Source organism: Nonomuraea sp. NPDC050478, assembly GCF_044458265.1.
In the GTDB taxonomy this organism is placed as follows: Bacteria; Actinomycetota; Actinomycetes; order Streptosporangiales; family Streptosporangiaceae; genus Nonomuraea; species Nonomuraea ferruginea.
Genome location: NZ_JBITHT010000002.1, coordinates 212,712 through 229,685 on the forward strand (window position 1 = coordinate 212,712; position 16,974 = coordinate 229,685).

The 16,974-nt window shown below is 71.9% G+C and carries 15 protein-coding genes and 1 riboswitch; of the genes, 2 read left to right on the forward strand and 13 right to left on the reverse strand.

Annotated features, from left to right (window positions below):
• Positions 1 to 627: 627 nt before the first annotated feature.
• The 13 genes from ACIBF7_RS09070 to ACIBF7_RS09130 form a co-directional block, all read right to left on the reverse strand.
• The gene (locus tag ACIBF7_RS09070; RefSeq protein ID WP_397196823.1) at positions 628 to 1,497 is read right to left on the reverse strand and encodes a tetratricopeptide repeat protein; all 870 of its coding nucleotides are present in this window, start codon (positions 1,495 to 1,497) and stop codon (positions 628 to 630) included.
• 160 nt (positions 1,498 to 1,657) lie between these two features.
• Positions 1,658 to 4,489 carry an aminomethyl-transferring glycine dehydrogenase gene (gene gcvP / locus ACIBF7_RS09075; RefSeq protein ID WP_364236304.1) on the reverse strand — a complete coding sequence of 944 codons (2,832 nt, stop codon included), beginning with the start codon at positions 4,487 to 4,489 and terminating at the stop codon, positions 1,658 to 1,660.
• Positions 4,490 to 4,643: 154 nt separating this feature from the next.
• Positions 4,644 to 4,735, reverse strand: a riboswitch (glycine riboswitch).
• A 51-nt stretch (positions 4,736 to 4,786) separates the two neighbouring features.
• Positions 4,787 to 5,407: a MerR family transcriptional regulator gene (locus ACIBF7_RS09080; protein WP_148031962.1), complete on the reverse strand. Its 621-nt coding sequence runs from the start codon at positions 5,405 to 5,407 to the stop codon at positions 4,787 to 4,789.
• A 148-nt stretch (positions 5,408 to 5,555) separates the two neighbouring features.
• Positions 5,556 to 6,026, reverse strand: a complete 471-nt coding sequence (locus tag ACIBF7_RS09085) for a bifunctional nuclease family protein (protein ID WP_148031963.1) — start codon at positions 6,024 to 6,026, stop codon at positions 5,556 to 5,558.
• 106 nt (positions 6,027 to 6,132) lie between these two features.
• Positions 6,133 to 6,759, reverse strand: coding sequence for a MerR family transcriptional regulator (locus ACIBF7_RS09090; RefSeq protein ID WP_148031964.1), 627 nt, complete (start codon positions 6,757 to 6,759; stop codon positions 6,133 to 6,135).
• 23 nt (positions 6,760 to 6,782) lie between these two features.
• On the reverse strand, positions 6,783 to 7,295 hold the full coding sequence (locus ACIBF7_RS09095; RefSeq protein ID WP_364236307.1) for an FHA domain-containing protein: 513 nt from the start codon (positions 7,293 to 7,295) through the stop codon (positions 6,783 to 6,785).
• A 257-nt stretch (positions 7,296 to 7,552) separates the two neighbouring features.
• The gene (locus ACIBF7_RS09100; RefSeq protein WP_219544407.1) at positions 7,553 to 10,054 is read right to left on the reverse strand and encodes a mannose-1-phosphate guanyltransferase; all 2,502 of its coding nucleotides are present in this window, start codon (positions 10,052 to 10,054) and stop codon (positions 7,553 to 7,555) included.
• Between the two features lie 3 nt (positions 10,055 to 10,057).
• A complete protein-coding gene (locus ACIBF7_RS09105; protein WP_261808589.1) occupies positions 10,058 to 10,639 on the reverse strand; it encodes a CDP-alcohol phosphatidyltransferase family protein in 582 nt (193 codons plus the stop codon).
• A gap of 63 nt (positions 10,640 to 10,702) precedes the next feature.
• Complete coding sequence (locus ACIBF7_RS09110; protein WP_271276567.1) at positions 10,703 to 11,464, reverse strand: GNAT family N-acetyltransferase; 762 nt, start codon at positions 11,462 to 11,464, stop codon at positions 10,703 to 10,705.
• A 61-nt stretch (positions 11,465 to 11,525) separates the two neighbouring features.
• Positions 11,526 to 12,119 carry a phosphoribosylanthranilate isomerase gene (locus tag ACIBF7_RS09115; protein WP_271276566.1) on the reverse strand — a complete coding sequence of 198 codons (594 nt, stop codon included), beginning with the start codon at positions 12,117 to 12,119 and terminating at the stop codon, positions 11,526 to 11,528.
• 10 nt (positions 12,120 to 12,129) lie between these two features.
• On the reverse strand, positions 12,130 to 12,555 hold the full coding sequence (locus tag ACIBF7_RS09120; protein WP_148031970.1) for a hypothetical protein: 426 nt from the start codon (positions 12,553 to 12,555) through the stop codon (positions 12,130 to 12,132).
• A gap of 56 nt (positions 12,556 to 12,611) precedes the next feature.
• Positions 12,612 to 13,310: a response regulator gene (locus tag ACIBF7_RS09125; RefSeq protein WP_397196824.1), complete on the reverse strand. Its 699-nt coding sequence runs from the start codon at positions 13,308 to 13,310 to the stop codon at positions 12,612 to 12,614.
• Positions 13,307 to 14,908: a histidine kinase gene (locus tag ACIBF7_RS09130; protein ID WP_246639644.1), complete on the reverse strand. Its 1,602-nt coding sequence runs from the start codon at positions 14,906 to 14,908 to the stop codon at positions 13,307 to 13,309. Before ACIBF7_RS09130 ends, ACIBF7_RS09125 begins: the two co-directional genes overlap by 4 nt.
• A gap of 129 nt (positions 14,909 to 15,037) precedes the next feature.
• On the opposite strand from ACIBF7_RS09130, the gene ACIBF7_RS09135 reads away from it, so the two are divergent.
• Together ACIBF7_RS09135 and ACIBF7_RS09140 are read left to right on the forward strand one after the other, a co-directional pair.
• Complete coding sequence (locus ACIBF7_RS09135) at positions 15,038 to 15,655, forward strand: class I SAM-dependent methyltransferase (protein ID WP_148031972.1); 618 nt, start codon at positions 15,038 to 15,040, stop codon at positions 15,653 to 15,655.
• The gene (locus tag ACIBF7_RS09140) at positions 15,655 to 16,836 is read left to right on the forward strand and encodes an acyl-CoA dehydrogenase family protein (protein ID WP_397196825.1); all 1,182 of its coding nucleotides are present in this window, start codon (positions 15,655 to 15,657) and stop codon (positions 16,834 to 16,836) included. The genes ACIBF7_RS09135 and ACIBF7_RS09140 overlap by 1 nt, the downstream gene beginning before the upstream one ends.
• Positions 16,837 to 16,974: the final 138 nt, after the last annotated feature.

The window sequence follows — 16,974 nt, forward strand, 5'->3', positions numbered from 1 at the left end:
CCCAAAAAGGGTCTTGACCTGCCGCCAGCGCGCTGATGCGCCGCCCCTGACGGTCAAGGCAAGCCCGGCCACCACGCCCCTGGAACTACGGCGAGCCGAGCGGGCCGAAGGCACGCCTTACGGCGCCCGACCCGTGGGGGTTCCCAAAAAGGGTCTTGACCTGCCGCCAGCGCGCTGATGCGCCGCCCCTGACGGTCAAGGCAAGCCCGGCCACCACGCCCCTGGAACTACGGCGAGCTGAGCGGGCCGAAGGCACGCCTTGCGGCGCCCGACCCGTGGGGGTTCCCGAAAAGGTCTTGACCTGCCGCCGAGAATCGGCCGCCCGCCCCGTCAACCCACAGCGGCGAGCCGCCAACACCCGAAATGGATCACACGGCTGCCCCCACTCCACAACCCAAGCGGACGAGACCGACCACTGACGCGGCCGAAGGGTTCTCACGCGGTCAGCTGCGCACCCTCCACCTCGTCCACCCGTGACCCATCAGGTTCTCATGCGGTCAGCTGCGATCCGCAACCCATGAGAGGGCAGAGCCGGCGCGGCCTGGAGATATTCTCAACCGCAGTTCGCCCGCACTACCCGATGACAGCCGGCACGCACGGTGCATGGGTTGAAAGGGGCGGGTCGGCTCAGGTGTCGCGGTCGTAGCGGAGGCGTACTTCGGCCGCCAGGCCTTCGTCCTGGTGCTCCAGCCCGTACGCCCACACCTGCCCGGCGGCGTCGTCGCGGCCGCGCAGGGGAAGCGTGCGGGCCAGCAGCTCGATCGCCAGCGCGCTCACCTGCGCCTCGCCACCCTGCTCGACGGCCTCGGCGAACTCGGCGCAGGCCATCTCCAGGTGCGCGATGCCGAGCTGCACGCGCAACCGCGCCGCGTCCTCACCGGAGGCGGCGTCCTCCAGCGCGTCGAGCAGCACGTCGGCGGCCTCTCCCGGCTCCTCGCGCCCGATCAGCAGGTCGGCGAGCTGCTGCGCGGCGTGCACCCGCACCTCGACGGCGGGTCCGTCCGGCTCGGCTCCCTCACGCGAGGCTTCCCCGCCGGCCGGGGCGTCGTCCCCGGTCCGATGGCCCGTCTCGATGGCGGCGCGCAGCTCGGCCTCCGCCTCGTCGTAGTCGCCCACCTCGCCGGCCAGCCGGGCCAGCGCCAGGTGCGCGAGCGGCACGTACGAGGGGGTGCCGACGCCGAGCACGGCCTGCCAGGCCCCGCGCGCCTGGTCCAGCCGCCCTTCACGCTCGAACCCCTGGGCGAGGTGGCAGGCGGCTTGGGCGGCGAACTCGGGATGCCCGGTGGCCAGCGCCGTCCTGGCGGCGGCCCGCGCCCCCTCCACGTCGCCCGCCTGGTCGAGCACCACGGCGAGCCCCACGGCGGCCTGCGCCCGATCGGGGCTGCCGGGCTGCGCGGCGAGCTCGGCGAGTATGGCGGCCGCGCCGTCGAGGTCACCGCCTTCGGCCAGGCGGCGGGCGGTGTCGAGCGGCGGGGTCTCCAGCTCTGAGAACGTCAAGAGAGCTCCTTCGGCGACGAACGCCCCGAGCCTAACGAGTTCTCGCGATCATGTCTGCTCGGTTGACCCCATCGGTCTGGCTGACGCCCGATTGGTCCGAAATGCCCCCCTGGAACGCGAACAGGCCCGGCCGCGCAGGGCCGGGCCTGGACCGCCGTTGTCAGTCCTCGTACGCCTCCAGAGGCGGGCAGGAGCACACCAGGTTGCGGTCGCCGTACGCCTGGTCGATCCGCCGCACCGGCACCCAGTACTTGTCCTCGCGCAGCGACGGCACCGGATAGGCCGCCTCGCTCCGCGAGTACGGGTGACTCCACTCGTCGGCGGTCAGCGCCTCCGCGGTGTGCGGGGCGTTCCGCAGGGGGTTGTCGGCCGGGTCGTACTCGCCGGAGGCCACCTTGGCGATCTCCGCGCGGATGGCGACCATCGCGTCCACGAACCGGTCCAGCTCGGCCAGGTCCTCGCTCTCGGTCGGCTCGATCATGAGCGTCCCGGCGACGGGGAAGGACATGGTGGGCGCGTGGAAGCCGTAGTCGATGAGCCGCTTGGCCACGTCGTCGACGGTGACGCCGGTCTCCTTGGTGATCTGCCGCAGGTCGACGATGCACTCGTGGGCGACCAGCCCGCCCCTGCCGGTGTAGAGGACGGGGTAGTGCGGGGCGAGGCCGCGGGCGAGGTAGTTGGCCGACAGGATGGCCTGCTCGGTGGCTGCGGTGAGGCCGTCGCTGCCCATCATCCTGATGTACGCCCACGAGATCGGCAGGATCCCGGCGGAGCCGTACGGAGCGGCAGAGACGGGCCCGACGGGCGAGCCGTCGCGCAGCGGGTGGCCGGGCAGGTAGGGGGCGAGGTGGGCGCGGACGGCGACCGGGCCGACGCCGGGCCCGCCGCCGCCGTGCGGGATGCAGAACGTCTTGTGCAGGTTGAGATGGGAGACGTCGGCGCCGAACTCGCCGGGCTTGGCCAGGCCGACGAGCGCGTTGAGGTTGGCCCCGTCGACGTACACCTGGCCGCCGGCGTCGTGCACCTTGGCGCAGATCTCCGTGACGGTCTCCTCGTAGACGCCGTGCGTCGACGGGTAGGTGACCATGATGGCGGCCAGCCGGTCGCGGTGCTTGCCGATCTTGGCGTCGAGGTCGGCCAGGTCGACGTTGCCGTCGTCGTCGCAGGCCACGACCACGACCCGCATGCCGGCCATGACGGCGCTGGCGGCGTTGGTGCCGTGGGCGGACGACGGGATGAGGCAGACGTCGCGCCCGGTGTCCCCGTTGGCGCGGTGGTAGGCGCGGATGGCCAGCAGCCCGGCGAACTCGCCCTGGGAGCCGGCGTTCGGCTGGATGGAGACCTTGTCGTAGCCGGTGACCTCGGCGAGCCAGTCCTCCAGCGTGCGGATCAGCTCGCCGTAGCCGAGCGCCTGCGCCTCGGGCGCGTACGGGTGGATGCCGGCGAACTCGGGCCAGGTGATGGGCTCCATCTCGGTGGTCGCGTTCAGCTTCATCGTGCAGGAGCCGAGCGGGATCATCGAACGGTCGAGCGCGATGTCCTTGTCCTGGAGCCTGCGCAGGTAGCGCAGCATCGAGGTCTCGCTGTGGTGGGTGTTGAACACCGGGTGGGTGAGGAAGTCCGACTCGCGCAGCAGGGAGGACGGCAGCGCGTCGTCCACGGCGTCCAGAGCGGCGTCCGTGCGCTCGACGCCGAAGGCCGCCCATACCTTGGCGAGCTCGGCGGCGCCGGTCTTCTCGTCGCAGGCGATGGAGACGTGGTCGGCGTCGGCCTGCCACAGGTTGACGCCGCGCTCGGCGGCCGCGGCGACGATGCCGGCGGCCCGGCCGGGGACGCGGGCCAGCACGGTGTCGAAGAACTCGGCGTGCACGACCTCGACGCCGCCCTCGCGCAGCCCCGCGGCGAGCGCGGCGGCGTGCCGGTGCACCCGCCGGGCGATCCGCCGCAGCCCGTCGGGCCCGTGGTAGACGGCGTACATGCCGGCGATCACGGCGAGCAGGACCTGCGCGGTGCAGATGTTGCTCGTGGCCTTCTCGCGGCGGATGTGCTGCTCGCGGGTCTGCAGGGCCAGCCGGTACGCGGCCGCGCCGTCGGCGTCGACCGACACCCCGACCAGGCGGCCGGGCATCTGGCGCTGCAGTCCCTCGCGTACGGACATGTAGGCGGCGTGCGGCCCGCCGTAGCCGAACGACACGCCGAACCGCTGGGAGGAGCCGACGGCGATGTCGGCGCCGAGCTCGCCCGGGGCGGCCAGGAGCGTGAGCGCCAGCAGGTCGGCGGCGGCCACGACCAGCGCGCCGGCCTCGTGCGCCCGCTCGGCCACGGCGCGGAAGTCGCGCAGCCGCCCGGACGCGCCGGGGTACTGGACCAGCACGCCGAAGCATTCGGGCAGGTCGCCGGTCAGGTCGCTCTCGACGAGCTCGATGCCGAGCGGTTCGGCGCGGGTGGCCAGCACGGCCTTGGTCTGCGGCAGCGTGTCGGCGTCCACCACGAACACCGGGCTCTTGGCCTTGCCGGCGCGGCGTGCCAGCGTCATGCCCTCGGCCGCGGCGGTGGCCTCGTCGAGCAGGGACGCCCCGGCGACGGGCAGGCCGGTGAGGTCGGAGACGACGGTCTGGAAGTTCAGCAGCGCCTCCAGCCGGCCCTGCGAGATCTCCGGCTGGTACGGGGTGTAGGCGGTGTACCAGCCCGGGTTCTCCAGGAGGTTGCGGCGGATGACGGCGGGCGTGACCGTGTCGTGGTAGCCGAGGCCGATCATGGAGGTGAGCACCTGGTTGCGGCCGGCGAGGGCGCGCAGTTCGGCGATGGCCTCGGCCTCGCTCGCGGCGGCCGGCAGTTTGAGCCGGTCCTTGGCCCTGATGGCCTCGGGCACGGCCACCGCGACCAGGTCCGCGACCGATTCGAAGCCGACGGCCTCGAGCATGCGCTGCTGCTCGGCCGCTGAGGGCCCGATGTGCCTGCTGGAGAACGGCGGTGCTGACAGGTCGGTCATGGAGATGCCTCCCGAGGCTGTGGAGACCGGCGCTGGGCGCGGGCGTATGCCGGATCTCCCCCTCTGTCATGGCGACCTGAGAGCTTCACCCCGCTACGGGGCTTGCACCGTCGGTGAAGTGCGCCTGGCGGACGCACCTGCTTTCCAGAGTTGCCTCACCCGAGCGGTACGGGCGCCTGAGAGATTCCGGGGAGGGTTGCTCCTTCGGCGCCCCGGCGGTGCCGGGGACTCTCCCGCACGGGGTCGTCAGCATGTCCTAGATTACAGCCTCGACCCGAATTGGGGTGGTACGGGGCGTCACCCGATGCGGCGCGCGCGCCGCCGCCGGGCCAGTTCGTCAGCGGGATGGTCGGCCGGGACGTCGTCCACGACCGCCGCCCGTTCCCCCGGCAGCTCCGCGAGGGATCCTTCGACCTCGCGCCAGACCCGGCCGAGCGCTATGCCGAACACGCCCTGACCGCCCTGGAGAAGGTCGATGACCTCGTCGGCCGAGGTGCACTCGTAGACGCTGACGCCGTCGCTCATCAGCGTGATCTGCGCGAGGTCGGCGACCCCGCGGTCGCGCAGATGCTGGACGGCGGTGCGGATCTGCTGGAGGGAGACTCCGGTGTCGAGGAGCCGCTTGACGACTTTCAGGACCAGGATGTCGCGGAAGCTGTAGAGGCGCTGGGAGCCGGAGCCGTGCGCGGCTCTTATCGTGGGCTCCACCAGGCCCGTGCGCGCCCAGTAGTCGAGCTGCCTGTAGGTGATGCCGGCCGCCGCGCAGGCTGTCGGCCCGCGGTATCCGATGTCGTCCGGCAGCGTGGCAGGCTGCTCGTCGAAGAGCAATCCTTGTTCTCCGGCACGCTGCCGCGCACTCTCGCGCCGCACCGGATCTTCCTGGCCGGCCGTCTTTCCCTCGCCGCTGCTGACCGCCACGCGGACCTCCGGCTTTCTCTCATCCCGTGGCCTCATCTGGGGGTTCGTAAAAGGTCGACCACGGGTTTCACTTGCACCGTAGGACCGTGACCATGCTCAGTCAACGATCCGGCTCGGCGCGTCGTGAAGCGTAAATGCACTGAAATACCTACCCCGCCCGGCCGAAGTCCTCGGGTGAGATCGTGTCAAGGAACTCCCTGAACTTCTCCACCTCGTCCTCCTGGTCGTCGGGGATGATCACACCGGCCTCCTGGACCACCTCCTCGCTGGCGAAGATGCGGGCTCCGGTGCGGAGCGCCAGCGCGATCGAGTCGGAGGGCCGGGCGCTGACCTCCACGCCGTTGGAGAACACGAGGTCGGCGAAGAAGATGCCGTCACGCAGAGCGACGATGTTGACGGCGCGCAGACCCACGCCGAGCGCGCTCAGCACGTCCCTGAAAAGATCGTGGGTGAGCGGCCGGGGCGGCGGCTCGTCGGCCTGTGCCAGCGCTATGGCCGTCGCTTCGGTCATGCCGATCCAGATCGGCAGGAACCGCTCCCCGTGTGCCTCCTTGAGCAGAACGATCGGCTGATTGGTGGGCATTTCTACCCGAACGCCCACTACCTCCATCTGCAACACGGGCTGCTCCATATTCGACTGGCCGGTGGCCCGGCTCAGGTCATCGCTGGTCCGCTTCTGCATTTCAACGTAACACCCGCCGAGCCCTGAATGTCCCGCAGGCCGCTCATCGGCCCAGAACGCCACGAACCCCCGTACGCAGCAGGGCGGCATGGAGGTCGAGCAGGAGTGCCGACAGCTCCCTGGCCGCTTCGTCGGCCTCACCGATCGCGCCGGGCTTGCGGCGTTTGAGTATGGGCGCGACCGTCTGCTCGACCAGACCGGCCTCCCGCTCCGCCGCGGCCTTGACGGCGCGCAGATGACGGGCGTGCAGGCCGAAGCGGGCCAGCCCGCCCACGGCCCGGGCGATCTTCAGCGCTTCCTCGTCGTAGCGCCGGGCGACCGGCGCCAGCAGCCCGTAGTCCTCCAGCTCGGTCAGCGTCTCCTCGTCGAGCCCCGCGGACTCCAGCAGCTCGGCCCGGGTGAGCTTGACCTCCTGCTTGTCGTGCAGCGCGCGGGGACGGCCGAAGCTCTCGGCCATCTTGTCCTTGATCACGCGCAACGGGAGGTAGTGGTCGCGCTGCTCGGTCAGGATGTAACGCAGCTGCTCGACGTGCAGGTGGGTGAACTTGCGGAAGCCGGACGGGGTGCGCTCCGGCTCGATCAGCCCTTCGCCCTCCAGGAAACGGATCTTGGAGATGGTGACGTCGGGGAACTCGCCCTGCAGCAGGGCGAGCACCTCCCCGATGCTCATGTGCGAGCGTGCCGCCTGTGAGCTCATGTGCCGGCGGGGGTCCGCATCAGGAACAGCAGCCGGAACTTGCCGATCTGCACCTCGTCCCCGGAGTGGAGCGGGACCTCCTCGATGCGCTCCCGGTTGACGTAGGTGCCGTTGAGGCTGCCCACGTCGCGCACCGAGAACTGGCCGCCGCGATGGCGGTAGAACTCGACATGACGGCGCGAGACCGTGATGTCGTCGAGGAAGATGTCGCTCTCCGGGTGGCGGCCGGTGGTGGTCAGCTCCTTGTCGAGCCGGAACCGGCTGCCCTGGTTGGGCCCCCTGGTGACGGTGAGCAGCGCCGCGCCCGGCGGGAGCTGCTCCACCAGCGCCCGCTCGGCCAGCAGCATGTCGCCGGTCTCAGCCTCGTACGCCTCTATTCCCGCGACAGAGATCGTCGATGTCGTGTCCCCGGAGACCTCGGGTCTGGTCAGCTGGGTCCCACAACGGGAACAGAAACGGGCATCCTCGGGGTTGGCATGCCCGCACTGCGTGCAGTAGACGCTCGGCATCGATCGGCTCGGCCTCCTACCGCGAAGTCGCGGCAACGGTGCTCGGGGCGCGCCTCGCTTCGCTCTTCACGTTTTGGCGAATGCCGCAACTTACGCTGATCAGCGGCAAAGGTCAAGGCGGGGCGCTGGACGACAGGTTCGGACGCTGACAAAGTTACAACCGCCCCTACCTGAAGGTCCATGCCGCCGCGCGTCTTAACATTACGATCTTGCGGTCCTTCCAGACAAATCGTGGACAGGATCCGGCCTGTTATGGATCATGTCGCCTGCTCGACCACCTGGGCCCAGCGTTCGAGCAGGATCTGCGCGGTGTCGACGTCCGACGCCTCCGCCCACAGGTCGGTCGCCGGTTCGGTGGCGGCGGGCAGGATGAGCACCCAGCTGCCGTCGTCGCCGACCACCCGCACCCCGTCGGTGGTGTCGATCCGGTGACCGTCGCCGCTCGACTCGGCCGCCTCGATGACCGAGCGCATCACCGCCCCCTTCGCCGCCCACTGCGTCGGGATCGTCCGCTTGAGCAGCTTGGCCTCGGGGATCCTGGCGTCGATCTGGCTGAGCGAGAGCCGGGTGCGGGCCACCAGCCCGAGCAGCCTCATGAACGCGGCCAGCCCGTCGATGGCCGGGCTGAACTCGGGCACCACGAAGCCGCCCCGCCCGTCGCCGGCGAAGATCATGCCGGGGTCGCCGGCGGCCGAGGTGAGCGCGTCGACGGCGGTCGAGGTCCACCGCACCTGCACGCCGTGGAAGCGGCACACCTGCTCGGCGACCCGGGTGGTGGTGACGGGCAGCGCCACCTGCCCGCCCCTGCGCTCGGCGGCCACCAGGTCGAGGACCACCAGCAGTGCCCGCTCCTCGCTGATGAGCTGGCCCTGCTCGTCCACCAGCGCGATGCGCTCCCCCACCGGGTCGAACCTGACGCCGAAGGCCGCGCGTGAGGAGCTCACGAGCTCCGACAGCCGCTGCAGGTCGCGCCGGCGCTCGGCGATCGTCTCGGTGGGCGACAGGTCGTCCAGCACCGCGTTGACGGTGAGCACCTCGATCCCGGCCCGGCCCAGCAACCGCGGCAGCACCAGCGAGGAGGTGCCGCCCGCGCAGTCTGCCACCACCTTCATCCCGCGCACGCCGGTCATGTCGACCCGGCCCAGCAGCTCGTGCGAGTAGTCCTCGACCGCCCTGGCCGGAAAGGTCAGCTCGGCGATCTCGCCGGGGAAGGCGCGGCGGAACTCCTGCCGGGAGAAGACCCGCTCAAGCTTGCGCTGGGCGCCGGGGGGCAGGTCGGCGCCGCGGTCGTCCATGATGACGATGTCGACGCTCTGCGGGTCGCCGGCGGTGGTGCGCAGCGTGATGCCGCCGGCGGCGGTGCCCCTGGCGGTGTGGAAGCGCGCCACCGGCAGCGGCGCCGCCTCGAGGTCGTGGACGTTGATCGCGCTGGCGTTGAGCGCGCCGATCACGGCCCGCTTGAGCGCCCTGGCGGCCAGCGAGGAGTCACGCGAGGTGACGACGTACTCGCCCTTCTTCAGCGTGGTGGCGTACGCGCTGGCCAGCCGGACGCAGAGCTCGGGCGTGATCTCGACGTTGACCAGCCCGCTGACCCCGCGCGGGCCGAACAGGCCGCGCTGGCCGCGCGACTCCCAGATGACGCTGGTGTTGACGACCGCGCCGGCCTCGATGGTCTTGAACGGGTAGATCTTGACCCCGCTGGAGACGTACGCCTCGGCCTCGATGACGCACTCGTCGCCGATGATCGCGTTCTCCTCGATGCGGGCGCCGCTCATCACGTCGGTGGCCTTGCCGATCACGCAGCCGCGCAGGTGGGTGCCGGGGCCGAGGTAGACGTTGTCGTGCACGATCGCGCGGTGCAGGAAGGCGCCCTCGCGCACCACCGCGTTGTTGCCGAGCACCGTGTACTCGCGCAGCTCGGCGCCGGCCTCGACCTTGGCGTACTCGCCGACGAACAGCGGCCCCTTGAGCACGGCGTCCGGCTCGACCGAGGCGGAGCCGGCCACCCAGACGCCGGGCGACACCTCGAAGCCGCCGATGTCGAGCCTGACCTTGCCGGACAGGGCGTCGGCCTGGGCCTTGCGGTAGCTGTCGTGGCTGCCGACGTCCTCCCAGTAGCCGTCGGCCACGTAGCCGTAGATGGGGGCGCCGCGCTCCAGCAGCCTGGGGAAGACGTCGGCCGACCAGTCGGCGGGCTCGCCGGTGGGGACGTCGCCCAGCACCTCGGGCTCCATGACGTAGATGCCGGTGTTGACGGTGTCGGAGAAGACCTGGCCCCAGGTGGGCTTCTCCAGGAAGCGCTGCACCCGCCCGGCCTCGTCGACGATGACGATGCCGAACTCGAGCGGGTTCGGCACCCGCTTGAGCCCGATGGTGACGAGCGCCCCCGTGTCGCGGTGGAAGCGGATCATGTCGGTCAGGTCGATGTCGGTGAGCGCGTCGCCGGAGATGACCAGGAAACGGTCGTCACGCAGCCGGGCGGCGGCGTTCTTCACGCTCCCCGCGGTGCCCAGGGGCACGTCCTCGGTCGCGTACTGCAGGCGCATGCCGAGCTCGTCGCCGTCGCCGAAGTAGTTGCGCACCAGCGCGGCCAGGAACTGCACCGTGACCACGGTCTCGGTGATGCCGTGCCGTTTGAGCAGGCGCAGCACATGTTCCATGATCGGACGGTTGACCACGGGGAGCAGGGGTTTGGGCTGGTTGGCCGTCATCGGCCGCAACCGGGTGCCTTCGCCGCCCGCCATGACAACCGCCTTCACCGCTCACTCCTTCGTGGTCGCGGTCACGAGCCGGCGCACCTGTAGCACGTACAACACGCCTGCCCACCAGTAGAGGCCCGTTCCCCACAGCGCGAACGCCCACCCGACGATGCGGGCCACTTCGGCATACCACCCCGTGTGGGAGGCAAGGAAGAGGAGAGGGAAGGCATACATGAGGTTAAACATGGCGGCCTTGCCCAGGAAATGCACCTGAAGTGCCCGATATCCATGCTTGCGGAGTACAGGGAAGGAACAGGCGACGAAGATTTCCCTGGCCAGGATCACGGCCACCAGCCACCACGGGATGATCTCCCGCACCAGCAGCGCCACAATGGTCGCGAACACGTACAACTTGTCCGCGGCCGGGTCGATCAGCCGCCCGAGCCTGCTGGTCTGGTTGAACGCGCGAGCGATCTTCCCGTCGAGCCAGTCGGTGAACCCGGCCACCGCGAGCACCCCGAGTGCCCACCCGTCGGCCCGCGGCCCCAGAGCCAGCCACAGGAACACGGGCACGCCAAGGAGACGCAGGAAGCTCAGCAGGTTGGGAACCGTCCAGATTCGGTCCTCGGCGGAAGTTTCACTCACGCCCCAGACCCTACTGCGCGAACTTCCGGCCCAGCGGGGCCGCATCCGGCCAAGCTCCCGCCGTCAGGCGCGGACGAAGTCGTGCGTGCGGCCGATCTCCGCGAATCCGAGGCGGGCGTAGAACTCCCTGGGCCAGTCGCCCGCGTCGGCCACCAGGAACACCAGCCCGGCCGCCGCGGTGGCCTCCGCCAGGAGTGAGAGCATCAGCGCGCGTGCGTGCCCCCTGCCCCGATGCGGGACGGCGGTCACCAGGTCCTCGATCTGCGCCACGCCGTCATGGACGTACAGGTCGGCGCGGGCGGCGATCTCGCCGCCGGAGCTGCGCACGCCGCGGAACCCGACCCGGCCGGCGCCGCGCAGTCTGGTCTCGGCCCGCCGGGCGAGCTGCTCGACCACCTCGTCGCCGGCGTCCGGCAGCGTCTCGCGCCAGGTCTCGCGCAGCACGGGCAGCAGCACCGCCAGGGAGAGCTCCTCGGCGTGCGGGACGCGGGGCGGGTCGCCGCGGTAGGCCATGAGCACGTTCTCCTCGTGCCGGTAGCCCGCCGCCGCGAACGCGGGCGCGAACTCCCGGCCGAGCCGGTCGTCGAGCACGCACACCATCCGGTGGCCACGCGCCCCCAGCACCTCCTCCGCCGCCGCTAGCACGGCCCGCGGGTCCTCACCGTGCCACACGACGAGCTTGTTGTCGTCGTACGAGGCCGCGTAGCGATCGTCGAGCACCCCGAAGCCACCGGGCACCGGCACCACCCGCGGCGCCCGCCGCCGCGCGAACCCGCGCAGGAACTCCTGCGCCCGCTCCCCGCTCTGTAAGCGTTCCCCGGACATCCCGTCGACTCCGTTCCCCATGGCGCTCCGAGAGCGCGTCACCTCGCCCTGAGGGGGCGCGTCAGGAGGCGGCGCGCGCGGCGTCGACGAAGGCGGCGATCAGCGCCGGGTCCTTGACGCCGGGAGCGGTCTCGACGCCGCTGGAGACGTCGACCCCCCAAGGGCGGGCGGCGGCGATCGCCTCGGCGACGTTGGACGGCGCCAGGCCGCCCGCGAGCAGCCACTGCCCCGAAGAGCGGCCGCGGACGGCCGACCAGTCCCACGGCTCGCCGGAGCCCGCCCGGGGCGCGTCGACGATGAGCATGCTCTCGTCGAAGGCGCCGCACCGCAGGTCGGCCCGCGCGTCGACGGCCCTGATCAGGGTGCGGCCGAGGTCCTTGAGCGCGGTGAAGTCGCCGTGCGGGTGGTGGCCGTGGAGCTGGACGGCCCGCACCCCGGCGGCGAGCGCCGCGGCCCGGACCGTGGCGGGGTCCTCGCCGCGGAAGACGCCCACGGTCAGCACCTCCGGCGGCACCAGGGCCCCCAGCTCGGCGGCCCGCTCGGGCGTGATCCGGCGCGAGCTGCTGGTCAGCACGAAGCCGATGGCGTCGGCGCCGGCCTCGACGGCGGCGGCCACGTGGCCGGGGTCGGTCAGGCCGCAGATCTTCACGTACACAGGAACGAGGTTAGCGGCGGCGGGACGCTCCCGGCGACCACGACCAGATGAGCAGCGCGGTGGCGAGCCCGGACATGACGATCCCGTTGGGCAGGTGGGCGCCGAGCATCTCCCAGGTGAAGTGCTGGCCCATCCCCGCGACGAACAGCGCGAGGCTGGCCAGGGCGGGCCAGCCGGCGCCGCGGCCGGGCCGCCACACGAGCACGGCGAAGACGATCTGCAGGAGCCCGACGAGGTGGACGAGCATCCCGGCCATCACGTGGGGCTCGGCCATCGCCCCGTCGGTGGCGACCGACTGTCCGGCGAGCGAGCCGGCCACGACGAGGCCCGCCGCCTGGGCGATGATCGTCAGCCGCAGCGCGTACAGCAGGCCGGCGTTGACCGGCTTGACGGGGGCCGAGGCGGGCGGGCGCTGGAAGAGATCCGTTTCTGACATGTCCGCAGTCCTTTCGATCGAGGACCAAGGATGCGCGCCGGGCCCGCCGGCGGTCGTCAGCCTGCCGGGCTATCCTGCCCTCCGCCGCGCGGCGGACGTACGGGGCGGAAGGACGCGTCGACGAGGCCGCTGCGGTGCGCGACCACGGCGGCCTGGATGCGGTTGCGCAGGCCGAGCTTCTCCATCGCGGAGGCGACGTGGGTCTTGACGGTGGTGACGCCGACGTGCAGCTCCTCGGCGATCTCGGCGTTGGACAGGCCGGTGCCGACCAGGGCGAGCACCTCGATCTCGCGCTCGGTGAGCCCGCGCGGGGCGGCCCCGGCGGACTGCTCCCCGGCGGCCAGGAAGCGCTCGACGACGCGGCGCAGCACCGAGGGGGCGAGGAGCTGCTCGCCGGCGTGGGCGCGGCGGACGGCGTCGACCATGCGCGCCGGCTCGTCGTCCTTGACCAGGAAGCCGACGGCGCCGGCGCGGAGCGCGGCGTGCACGTTGGCGTCCTCGGCGAAGGTGGTGAGCACCACGATGCGGCTGGCCGGGCGGGCGGCGAGCACCCGTTTGATCGCCTCCAGGCCGTCGACCCTGGGCATGCGCAGGTCCATGAGGATGACGTCGGGCAGGTGGCGCTCGGCCAGCCGGACGGCCTCGGCGCCGTCGTCGGCCTCGGCGACCACCTCCATGTCGCCGTCGGCCTCCAGCAGCATCCGCACGCCCGCCCGGACGAGCACCTGGTCGTCGGCGACCAGGACACGGATCACGAGACGCTCCTGGCCGCGGGCAGGCTGGCGGCGAGCAGCCAGCCGCCGTCCTCGTCGGGACCGGCGCTGAGGGTGCCGCCGAGGGCGCGGACCCGCTCCCGCATGCCCGCCAGCCCGCGCCCGGAGGAGGGCAGGCGCTCGATCGTGGTGGGCGGGCGGCCGTTGTGGATCTCGACGCCGACGCCGTGGCGGTCGGCGCTGACCCGGACGCGGACCTCGGTGCCGGGTCCGGCGTGTTTGAGCACGTTCGTGAGGCCTTCCTGGACGATGCGCGCGGCGGAGGCGCGGGCGACGAGCGGGGCGTGGTCGGTGCCCCGGTCGAGTTCGAGATCCACCGCGAGGCCGGCGGCCGTCATCCGCTCGGCGGACTCGCGGATCACGTCGTTGGGGTCGGCGAGCAGGCCGGGCTGCCGGTCGGGGTCGCGTAAGAGGTCGATCAGGCCGCGCAGGTCCTCCAGCACCTGGTGGCCGGTCTCGCGGATGTCGGTGAGCGCGTCGGCGACCGGGCCGTCGGGGGCGGTGTAGCGGGCGGCGCCGGCCCGCAGCACCATCGCGCCGACGTGGTGGGCGACGATGTCGTGCACGTCGCGGGCGATGCGCTCGCGCTCGGCGAGCTGGTCGGCGCGCATCTGGGCGACGGTGAGCCGGGTGGACTCGCGCACCCGCAGCCGCTCGGCCGCGGCGGCGGCCTGCTTGACCCCGAGGTAGCGGCCGATCGCGACCGGGGTGAGGACGAGCGCGCACACGACGGCGGCGCGGAAGAAGGTGGTCTCGGTGTCCGGGCCGACGACGGCGACCCCGGCCAGCAGGCAGGTGGCCAGGTAGGCGGCGGCCGTCCACCCCCAGGAGGCGACCCGCATGGCGAACACGCCGAGGGCGATGAGGAGCAGCACCAGGCTGGTGCTGACCACCTGGGGGAGGTAGGTGTCGGCGAGGACGACGAGGATGCAGTGGAACAGGAAGACGAGCCCCGGCATGCGCCTGGCCACGCCGAGCGCCAGCCCGGCGGCGACCGCGAGCACGCCCGTCATCCAGGCCGGCTGGGGCCCCGAGTGCCAGCTCGTCCAGGTGCTCAGCATGGTGTAGGCCAGGCCGCCGGCGGCGAGCAGCACGTCGGGGGTGACGTCGCGGTGCTCCAGCTCGCCCACCGGGCCGCGCAGGTAGCCGCCGACCACCGCGGGGAAGATCGCGACGCCCGCGCAGTAGAGCCCGGTCCTGAGCGAGAAGGCGGCGCCGGGGTCGACCAGGTTGACGGCGGTGGCGACGCCCGCCGCGGCCATGGCCACCGCGATGGAGCGCCAGCGCTCCCGGTAGGCGGTGAGCCCGACGGCGACCAGCAGCAGCATCTGGGCGGTGTTGGAGCTGTAGGCCCCCATCTGGTCGGTGAGGACGAGGGCGCCCGCGAGCCACAGCGCGGCCACGAGCGGCCGGCGCCGCACCAATCCGAGGGGGACGCCGACCAGCAGCGCCAGGGGGACGATCGTGTACTGCGGTGCGAGCTCCCCGAGCCGCGCCTGACCGGACATCAGCAGGTCCAGGCTGACGCCCGCGGCGGCGAGGAGCAGGTCGAACGGCACACCGCGCCAACGCCAGCTCATGGCACCCAAGGTATCGAGCGGGGCCTTCCGGACAGTCCTCCCGGCGGAGGATGCCTCCTCCTCCAAGTGGCCGATTCTTCGTCCCCCCGGCGGAGACGCGCATGGGATCCGGACCCTTACCTTTGAGTCATGTCCAACGACACCACGCTGCTTCTGCGCCAGTTCCTGCGTTCGCCCGCCACGATAGGGGCGCTGGTGCCCAGTTCGCAGCGGCTGGCCGCGGCGGTGTGCGCGCCGGTGCCCGAGCGCGGCGAGCCGACCGTGGTGGAGCTGGGGCCGGGCACGGGCCCGTTCACCGCCGAGATCCAGCGCAGGCTGGGCGGTCGCGGCCATCATCTGGCGGTGGAGCTCAACGAGACGATGGCCGCGCTGCTGGCCGAGCGCTTCCCCGCCGTGGACGTGGTGAACGGCGACGCCGCCAAGCTGTCCGCGCTGCTGGCCGAGCGCAATCTTGGACAGGCGGACGTGGTGGTCAGCGGGCTGCCGTGGGCGGCGTTCCCGAAAGGGCTGCAGCTGACGCTGATGGGCGCGGTGACGTCGGTGATGAGCCACGCGGGCGCGTTCACCACCTTCTCGTACGTGCACGCGATCCCGCTGAGCCGGGCGCGGCGCTTCCGGACGCTGCTGGCCGAGCGGTTCGAGGAAGTGGTGGCCGGGCGGACGGTGTGGCGCAACGCCCCTCCGGCGTTCGTCTTCCACGCGCGCAGGCCTCGCCCGCGAACAGAGCTTTCTTCTACCATGGACTGATGGATTTCACTCTCCCGGAGAGCGCGCTCGCGGTTCAGCGTGGCATCGCCGACATCTGCGCCCGCTACGACCTCGACTACTGGCAGCGGTGCGAGAGCGAGAAGCGCTGGCCGCAGGAGGTGTGGGAAGAGCTCGGCAAGGGCGGCTGGCTGGGCCTGGCGGTGCCCGAGCGCTTCGGCGGCGGCGGGCAGGGCCTGCTGGAGCTGGCCGTGGCGACCGAGACGATCTCGGCGTCCGGCGCGGCGGGCGGATCGGCCTTCACGTACGTGCTCACGCCCGGTTTCGGGGCACTGACCCTGACCCGCCACGGCACCGACCGGCAGCGGGAGGAGCTGCTGCCGCGGCTGGCCACCGGCGAGCTGGAGACGTGCTTCGCGCTGACCGAGCCCGACGCGGGCTCCAACTCGCTGGCGATCACCACGTCGGCCCGCCGCGAAGGCGACGAGTTCGTGATCAACGGCCAGAAGATCTGGATCACCGGCGTGCAGCGGGCCGCCTGGATGCTGCTGGTCACCCGGACGGTCCCGGTGGCCGAGGCCAGGCCGCGGTCCCACGGACTGACGGTGTTCCTGGTGAACGTGCCCGAGGCGGTCGCCGCCGGGCGGCTGTCGTTCCAGCCGATCCCCAAAATGGGCGCCAACACGACACCGTCCAACATGGTGTTCATCGACGACCTGCGGGTGCCGGCCGCGAACGTGGTCGGCGAGGTCGACCAGGGCGCGGCGGTGCTGTGGGACATACTCAACCCCGAGCGCGTCCTGCTGGCGGCCTCCGCGCTGGGCGGCGCCGAGGTGGCGCTGCGGGTGGCCGTGCAGTACGCCAAGGAGCGCGAGGTGTTCGGCCGGCCGATCGGCGCCAACCAGGCGGTGGCGTTCCCGCTCGCCCAGGTGAAGGCGAAGATCGAGCTGGCCCGGCTGATGATCTACAAGGCGGCGTGGTCGTTCGACCGGCGCCTGCCGTGCGGCACCGAGGCCAACATCGCCAAGCTGACCGCCTCCCAGGCCGCCTGGGAGGCCGCCGACGCCGCTTTCCAGACGCACGGCGGCATGGCGTACTCGCTGGAGTATCCGGTGGCCCGGCTGCTCGCCGACGCCCGGATCGGGAGGGTGGCACCCGTGACCGAGGAGCTTCTGCTCAACTACCTCGCGACGCAGGTGCTCGGCCTCCCGCGCGGTTTCTGACCGCCACCCGGCGCTGACCGCGGCGGGCCGCTGCTTCGTCCCCCGAGGCGGCGTTCTCGGCCCCGGCCGACAGGCTCGCCGTGCGGTCTGCCATGCGTTCCATGCCTTGGCGACTACCCCGGCCACGACGCCGAAACC

Coding starts and splice junctions, on each gene's coding strand:
- ACIBF7_RS09110 (WP_271276567.1), bottom strand. CDS start 11,464: ATGTCCGGGGAACGCTTACAGAGCGGGGAGCGGGCGCAGGAGTTCCTG.
- ACIBF7_RS09140 (WP_397196825.1), top strand. CDS start 15,655: ATGGATTTCACTCTCCCGGAGAGCGCGCTCGCGGTTCAGCGTGGCATC.
- ACIBF7_RS09130 (WP_246639644.1), bottom strand. CDS start 14,908: ATGAGCTGGCGTTGGCGCGGTGTGCCGTTCGACCTGCTCCTCGCCGCC.
- ACIBF7_RS09095 (WP_364236307.1), bottom strand. CDS start 7,295: ATGCCGAGCGTCTACTGCACGCAGTGCGGGCATGCCAACCCCGAGGAT.
- ACIBF7_RS09090 (WP_148031964.1), bottom strand. CDS start 6,759: ATGAGCATCGGGGAGGTGCTCGCCCTGCTGCAGGGCGAGTTCCCCGAC.
- ACIBF7_RS09120 (WP_148031970.1), bottom strand. CDS start 12,555: ATGTCAGAAACGGATCTCTTCCAGCGCCCGCCCGCCTCGGCCCCCGTC.
- gcvP (WP_364236304.1), bottom strand. CDS start 4,489: ATGACCGACCTGTCAGCACCGCCGTTCTCCAGCAGGCACATCGGGCCC.
- ACIBF7_RS09135 (WP_148031972.1), top strand. CDS start 15,038: ATGTCCAACGACACCACGCTGCTTCTGCGCCAGTTCCTGCGTTCGCCC.